Annotated in this window: 5 protein-coding genes; 2 read left to right on the top strand and 3 right to left on the bottom strand. The window is 53.8% G+C overall.

What is annotated here, in order from left to right; all coding sequences use genetic code 11:
- Both ABJQ89_RS14360 and ABJQ89_RS14355 read right to left on the bottom strand, forming a co-directional pair.
- Window positions 1-1,816 (bottom strand): cation:proton antiporter (locus tag ABJQ89_RS14360; RefSeq protein ID WP_348496874.1); only part of this gene is annotated, 1,816 nt, incomplete at its 3' end.
- A gap of 17 nt (window positions 1,817-1,833) precedes the next feature.
- Window positions 1,834-2,289, bottom strand: a complete 456-nt coding sequence (locus ABJQ89_RS14355; RefSeq protein WP_348496873.1) for an Lrp/AsnC family transcriptional regulator — start codon at window positions 2,287-2,289, stop codon at window positions 1,834-1,836.
- Window positions 2,290-2,438: 149 nt separating this feature from the next.
- On the opposite strand from ABJQ89_RS14355, the gene hppD reads away from it, so the two are divergent.
- The gene (gene hppD / locus ABJQ89_RS14350; protein WP_348496872.1) at window positions 2,439-3,533 is read left to right on the top strand and encodes a 4-hydroxyphenylpyruvate dioxygenase; all 1,095 of its coding nucleotides are present in this window, start codon (window positions 2,439-2,441) and stop codon (window positions 3,531-3,533) included.
- 45 nt (window positions 3,534-3,578) lie between these two features.
- Here hppD and ABJQ89_RS14345 read toward each other — a convergent pair whose 3' ends face one another.
- The gene (locus ABJQ89_RS14345; protein ID WP_348496871.1) at window positions 3,579-6,134 is read right to left on the bottom strand and encodes a hypothetical protein; all 2,556 of its coding nucleotides are present in this window, start codon (window positions 6,132-6,134) and stop codon (window positions 3,579-3,581) included.
- A 231-nt stretch (window positions 6,135-6,365) separates the two neighbouring features.
- Between ABJQ89_RS14345 and ABJQ89_RS14340 the strand changes: the two genes are divergently transcribed.
- Window positions 6,366-6,894 (top strand): SIMPL domain-containing protein (locus ABJQ89_RS14340; protein WP_348496870.1); only part of this gene is annotated, 529 nt, incomplete at its 3' end.

Raw genomic sequence — 6,894 nt, 5'->3', positions numbered from 1 at the left:
ACTCTTTTGCACGTGCAATATAGGCCGCGTTGTCGCCGGAACTGATGTCTGGGTTCCAAACGCGTGCCAATTCACGTACCGCATGTCGATCATGGTGAAAAAAGGCCTTTTCAGCCTCGGCAGCCTCAAACTCTGACAAGCCGATATTCTCCAAAACATAGCGACCCGCGCGCAATGAGCTGTCGAACATCTCACGCACGATATCATTCGCGCCTGCCTGATACAACCGAAACACAGTGCTCCGATCTTGTGCGCGGGCGATGATATGTAGATCAGGGCGTTCTTTGCGCGCATGGGTCACAAGTTTCAGGGTTGCCTCAGGATCATCTAAAGCAACGACCAACACACGCGCCTGTGCGAGCCCCGCTGCGCGCAACATGTCCGGTCGTGTTGGATCGCCAAAGAAACCTTTGAAACCAAAGCGGCGCATCAAATCAATGGTGTCCATATCGTGATCGATCACAACTGTTTTGAAACCAACCGATCCCACCAAACGGTTCACGATCTGACCAAAGCGGCCAACGCCTGCGATGATAACCGGCCCATCTTCGTCGATTTCATCCGCCTGCATGTCTTGCGCTGCGGCTGGCAAGCGTTTGCTGATGATATCCATCAAGATGAAGAAGAGCGGCGTGACGAGCATTGAAAGCGCGATGATCAGTAAAATCCGCTCAGACAGGGCAATCGGGATGACATTCTGGGCGACGCTAAACGCAGTAAGTACGAAGCCAAATTCACCGGCTTGGGCAAGTCCGAGGGTGAATAACCAGCGATCCGTGCCTCGTATTTTAAAGATATAGCTGAGTGCGAAGAGCACGAATGCCTTGATCAAAATGACGGCTATTGTGAGAAGAATTATGCTGCTGGGATCATGCATGAGTACGGCAAAGTTGATGCCGGCACCAACGGTGATGAAAAAGAGCCCGAGCAACAGACCCTTGAAGGGTTCAATGTCAGTTTCCAATTCATGACGGAATTCCGAGTTGGCCAAAACGACGCCCGCAAGAAAAGCGCCAAGCGCTGGCGAAAGACCGACGAGCATCATCAAAAAGGAAATTCCAACGACGATGAGCAACGCCAAAGCGGTGAACATTTCGCGCAAATGAGCGGCGTGGATAAAGCGAAAAACAGGCCGGGCTAGGAAAATACCCGCAAAGAAGATCGCACCAATCGCGCCCATTGTAACCAGTGTAACGCCCCAACCCGGCAGGTCCGCAACAAGGCTCAGTGATCCATGCGCCGCTGAGTGGTCATCACCAAGATGGCGATCTATTGATCCATCTGCATTCAACGTTAGCACTTTGGGCAGGGCAAGTAGCGGCAATAGCGCGAGGATTGGAATAACGGCGATATCTTGGGTGAGCAGAACCGAAAACGTGGCCCGCCCGCCACCTGTGCGCATAAGACCTTTTTCACTGAGCGTTTGAAGAACAATCGCTGTTGACGAAAGCGCGAAGATTAGGCCAACCGCAAGCGCAACCGACCAGCCCAGCCCGAATGCCATGCCGCCGACCATAAATGCCAATGTCGTCAGCGTAATTTGCAATCCACCCAGCCCAAGTAGGCGATGGCGCATATCCCAGAGTGCGCGCGGTTCGAGTTCGAGACCAATAAGAAAGAGCATCATCACCACGCCAAATTCGGCGAAATGTTGGATTTCTTTGGTTTCTGCTCCCACAAGCCCCAGCACTGGTCCGATCAATATCCCCGCAGCGAGATAGCCAAGAACGGAACCCAAGCCCAAACGCGTGGCGACGGGGACTGCTAAAACGGCAGCGCCAAGATAGATAGAAGCGGAAAAGAGGAAGCTTTCCATGCGGATGTCCTTGGCGATTAAGTTGGAAGCGGAGCGTCTTGCTTAAGCTGATCCATGACGATCTGGCTTTGGACGCGCGCAACCGCCGGGTGGGGAAGGATAATGTCGTGTATAAGGCTGTTAAGCGCAGAGAGATCATAACAGTATATTCGTAACAAATAGTCAGCATCACCCGTGAGTGTCCAAGCACTTGTTATTTCACTTTGTAGTTCGATTAGCCGCGCAAAACTGCTCGCTTGCTCTGGGCCATGCGAGCTTAGTTGAACCTGTACAAAGGCTTGTACCGAAAGGCCGATTTGTTGGGCATCCAAATGTGCACGGTAGGATGTGATATACCCTTCGGTTTCGAGCCTTTGGCGACGGCGCCCAACCTGGCTTGCTGACATGTTGAGAGCATCGCTCAATTCTTGCGCAGTAGAATTGGCATGACGCTGTAGCGCTGCGAGCAACTTCTTGTCGACATCATCAAGCATGCGGAAATTTCTCAAATTGTGTCACGTGGGTGCGAAAACTACGCGAGATATAGGTGTATGTGAGTGAAGAACGCGCGCATTTCGCATTCTTTATGCGCTAATTTCGCTTCAAGAGCAATCGATCTCAACCTTATGAAGGAGTTCCATCCATGGGACCATTTCCACACGACGCACCGCGCGCAACGATTACACATGAAAACCCAGCAGGAACAGACGGGTTCGAATTCGTTGAATTTGCACATCCCGAGCCGCAAGAGCTTCGCGATCTATTTGCTAAAATGGGATATACCCACACCGCAACGCACAAGACCAAAGCCATTGAGCTTTGGCAGCAAGGGGACATCACCTACATTATCAACGCTGAAGCAGGGAGCTTTGGTGCACGATTTATCGAAGAACATGGTCCTTGCGCGCCGTCGATGGGGTGGCGGGTTGTCGACGCACAGCACGCATTTGACCATGCCGTCGCCAAAGGTGCGACGCCCTATGAAGGCGATGACAAAACCATGGATGTGCCAGCAATCGTTGGGATTGGCGGCTCATTGATCTATTTCATCGAAAACTATTGGGCGACGTCGCCATACAATGAAGAATTTGAATGGGTCGGTCGTGCAAATCCCGAAGGCGTTGGTTTCGCTTACCTCGATCACCTCACGCACAACGTGTTCAAAGGTAACATGGACAAGTGGTTTGCGTTCTATAGTGGCTTGTTCAACTTCCGCGAAATTCGCTTTTTCGATATCGAGGGGAAATTCACGGGTCTTTACAGTCGCGCGTTAACCTCCCCTTGTGGACGTATCCGCATCCCGATCAACGAAGATCGTGGTGAAACGGGCCAGATCGTAGCCTATCTGAAAAAGTACAACGGCGAGGGCATTCAACATATCGCTGTGGGTGCTAAGGATATTTATGATGCGACGGACGAAATCGCCTCGCGTGGGATCAAGTTCATGCCGGGTCCGCCTGATGCATATTACGATTTGAGCAAGACACGCGTTGTGGATCACGAAGAACCCATTGATCGCATGAAAACGCACGGTATCCTTATCGATGGCGAAGGCGTTGTTGATGGCGGTGAGACGCGGATCCTTTTGCAGATTTTCTCAAAAACGGTGATTGGACCGATCTTTTTCGAATTCATTCAACGCAAAGGCGATGATGGCTTTGGCGAAGGAAACTTCAAAGCGTTGTTTGAATCGATTGAGCAAGAACAAATCGATGCAGGCGAATTGGCTGCTGAGTAATTTCAGGCTCTCGTAGAAAGAAAAGGCGCTCGGGTTCGGGCGCCTTTATCCTTTTGGCATCCGAAGCGTCACGTTGCGCCCGCTCTTCGTATAGACCAGTTGACCCTCGCCAATTGCGGCAACGCGGCCGCCGTCAACCCGATCACCTACTTTGACTTTCTTGTAGCGACCGCTGGACAGTCGCACCAATGCGCGGCGGCTGGATGGTTTGCCATAAACGCCAATCAGGTTAACGCGGCTTAGGTTGATCGCGTTCTTAACGGTTGCAGCCTTGGCCACAGACGAGCTTGACGGAATTTTTGGCGTAACTGTGCGTGGCGCGACAGCGGCGACTGTTGTTGCGGTCGTCTCTTGCTGTTGGCGCGCGGCCTGTTGTTGCGCTCGGTTGACGGTACGCGCAAAGTTTCGCGGTCTCGCATTTGGTTTTCGCGAGCTGGCAACTGCAAGGCGCGTTGCGGGGGCTTCGGCCGCTTCGACCTCTGCAACTTCTTTTTCAAGGACAGGGCGCAGCTTTGGGCGTACTTTAGCAAGTTCGGCGCGTGTTTTGCCACCGAGTTGGGTGCGTTCTGTGCTCTCAACCAAACCGTTTGGACGAGCGCGTGGGCGCAACACAGCAACAAGTGTATCCTCATCGTTTGTAATCGAGGCAGGGTTTTCCGCTGCGGCCAAGCGTGCTTGACGAAGGCGCTCAGGGATCGCTGGGGGTACGCGCGCAGGGCGCCCCAGAAATACCAAAACGCCTTCTGGCGTAAGAGCGCCTTCAGGAGTTGGGATGACCAAGCCGTTGTCATCAAAGGCGAAATTTTCATCCGAAGTGGCCGGAGCTGCGATCCCGTTCGGCAAGACGTCGCGCGAGGTCTTTAGCGGTGCAAGCGCGAAAGCATCCCGCCCATTTATCCGCGCGTCGATTGACGCCGGATAGACATCGTCAAGCGCAATATTTGCCGGGTTTTGAGGCTGCGGAGGCGTTGCAAGCCAAATGCCCGTCGCAGCATATTTTGCAGCGGCTTCTTCGGGTGAAATGATTGTCGGCTCTGGGCGTACTTGCGTTAGTCCAGATTGGTCCGCTGGCAGGTCTTCTACTAGGATATCGTCGACGCCAGTCTCTAGCGAGGCAAGTTCAATAAGCTCTTCTGCCTCAGGTTCTGCATTCGGGTTTGGCAGTTCCGCAATCGCGCGATTGCGCTCACCGCCGCCAAAGAAACGGGCGAGCCCGTCATCTAAAAAGACAGAGGCCCAAGCTGCGACTGATACAAGAAATAGCAACAAGATCGCCGTCAGGATCAGGCCTAGAAAACGAGGTTTGCCGCCCACAGGGATTGGCGCTGCTTTTTTCTTTGGCTTGCGCGCACCGAACACTGTCATGCGCTGCTTTTCGTCTTCTTGTGGAGATGCGACATCGGCTTGGACATCGGGCTCAGCGACTGCTTCTGGCTTTGGTTTGCGTGTGAGCGCCTTGGCAAACACAGCGCGCCCACCAGCAAGCGTTGCGCTGCCAATGGTTCCTGCGAGCGCGGCTGCTTTTGCAGCGGCTTCGCTTGAACGGTTGGGCGTGTCTATCGTTTTGGTCGCCGGTATTTGCTTTGCGACAGGTGCTCGCAAATCTGCCATTGGCGCGCCATCCGCTGCGCCATTTAGCGCGGCTGGTCTTGGCGCTGCAGCAAAACCACTTGGCATCGGGGGCACATCATCGAGAGCAGATGTATCAGCGGCGGCGCCCGGGCGCAGTGCCCCTAGGTTAGCATTGATGTCTTGTTCATCAAGCGCGGCTTGTGATCGGCCTGTGATTTGCGGCGCATTTGCAGAGACAGGCGGTGCAGTGGTCGGCACAACCGGCTCTGTATTTGGAACTGGGCTAACGTCTTTCTGGCGAACTGCACCATTCAGGCTGGGAGCGGGTTGCGGCGGCGTTGCGACGGGCGGCACGATAGGGGCGCGAACAGGCGCCTCTGGTTCAGGCACCGCGCGGCGCGAGGAAAAGCCGGGTGTTGGCACAGCGGCTTGTTCAACCACCTCAGGTACCGGTTCAGGAACGACAGCTTTAGGCGGTACAGGAATCGCATCGCCAGTTGCGATCGCGGGCGCATTGTCGGTGACAAGCGCTGGCCTGCCTTGTGACTTTGCCAAACTACTTTGGCCGAAATTTGGCTCTTTAGGAAATTTCTCGGCTGTCGGCGCTGCGACGAAACCGAGCGGCGTGAACCCATGCTCGGTAGCAAAAGCTTCTGCCTCTTGAAGCGTTTCTTTGGCCACGGCTGCGATTTGAACACTACCGTTTACGTTCGCAAAATCGTACTCAAGCTCGTTCACCGCATAGGGCGTCGCGCCATCCAGCGCATCCAACACGGCGGTCTGCAACTCAGCCTGATCAAGCCCGGTTGCATCGACACTCAAATACTTGATTTGTTCATCTGGGATGATGACCTTGGTTTCGACAGATCCACCACCAAGTGCATCGGCTTTGGCGCGCAAAGCCGTAAGATCACCTGCTAAATCTTCGGTGGATAAATCGACATCGCCGACGCGTCCCCAACCATTCGCCTGCCGATGCAGGAGTTGGATACCGCTAAACGAAAGCGACAATGTAAAATTCGGTCTCATACTCTTAATTTAGTCTCCCCAAGCGCGCAGCGAAAGTCGCGCGTCCCAATTCTTAAAGTATAGCAGGTTCTTGCCTAGCAAAAGAAGTCTTGCCTGCATTTTGCGGGGAAGTTTCACGTCGTTCTGCGGCAGTTTTTTGCCAAGAATGGGCCTTTTGCTTGCGTCTAAACTCATATGTTGGGCACGGTGACTGTGCCAAGCACTTAGAATGATCGACGAAAGGTATTAAGAATGTCCTTAAAAAATTGGGTTTTCTCGTTGGGGTTGGCTGTGGGCTTTGCTTTTGCATCGCCAATTGCCGCGCAGAGCGTGGACGCAAATGGCCGCATTGTTGTTCTTGGCGAAGGGCGCGTTAGCGCCGCACCAGACAAAGCAGTGATTACACTTGGTGCGCGCCATAGCGCTAAAAATGCGGCAGATGCCTTGGCGAAAACCAATGCTGCTGTCCAAGCGATTCTCTCTAGAATGAAGGCGTTAGGTGTCGATCCGGCAGATATGCAGACCTCATCACTGAACCTTAACCCCATTTGGGGAAAGACGCGGAGCTATGAAAACGGCGATATTGCGCCGCCAAAAGGGTTTGAAGCGTCCAATGCGGTGCAGGTCACGCTGCGCGATTTGGATCGTTTGGGGGAGGTGCTCGATCAGGTGGCCGAGGAAGGCGCGAACTCTTTCTCTGGTTTTCGGTTTGGTCTGATTGATCCGCAACCTTTGCAGGATGAGGCACGCAAAGGCGCCGTGGTGGATGCCAAGCGCAAGG

Origin of the sequence: Planktotalea sp. (assembly GCF_039984035.1) — a bacterium.
Taxonomy (GTDB): domain Bacteria; phylum Pseudomonadota; class Alphaproteobacteria; order Rhodobacterales; family Rhodobacteraceae; genus Planktotalea.
This window is presented reverse-complemented; position numbering and strand designations above follow the sequence as displayed.

Bases quoted from the DNA above. Each gene is read 5' to 3' on its own strand.
- ABJQ89_RS14355 (WP_348496873.1), bottom strand. From the start codon at position 2,289: ATGCTTGATGATGTCGACAAGAAGTTGCTCGCAGCGCTACAGCGTCAT.
- hppD (WP_348496872.1), top strand. From the start codon at position 2,439: ATGGGACCATTTCCACACGACGCACCGCGCGCAACGATTACACATGAA.
- ABJQ89_RS14345 (WP_348496871.1), bottom strand. From the start codon at position 6,134: ATGAGACCGAATTTTACATTGTCGCTTTCGTTTAGCGGTATCCAACTC.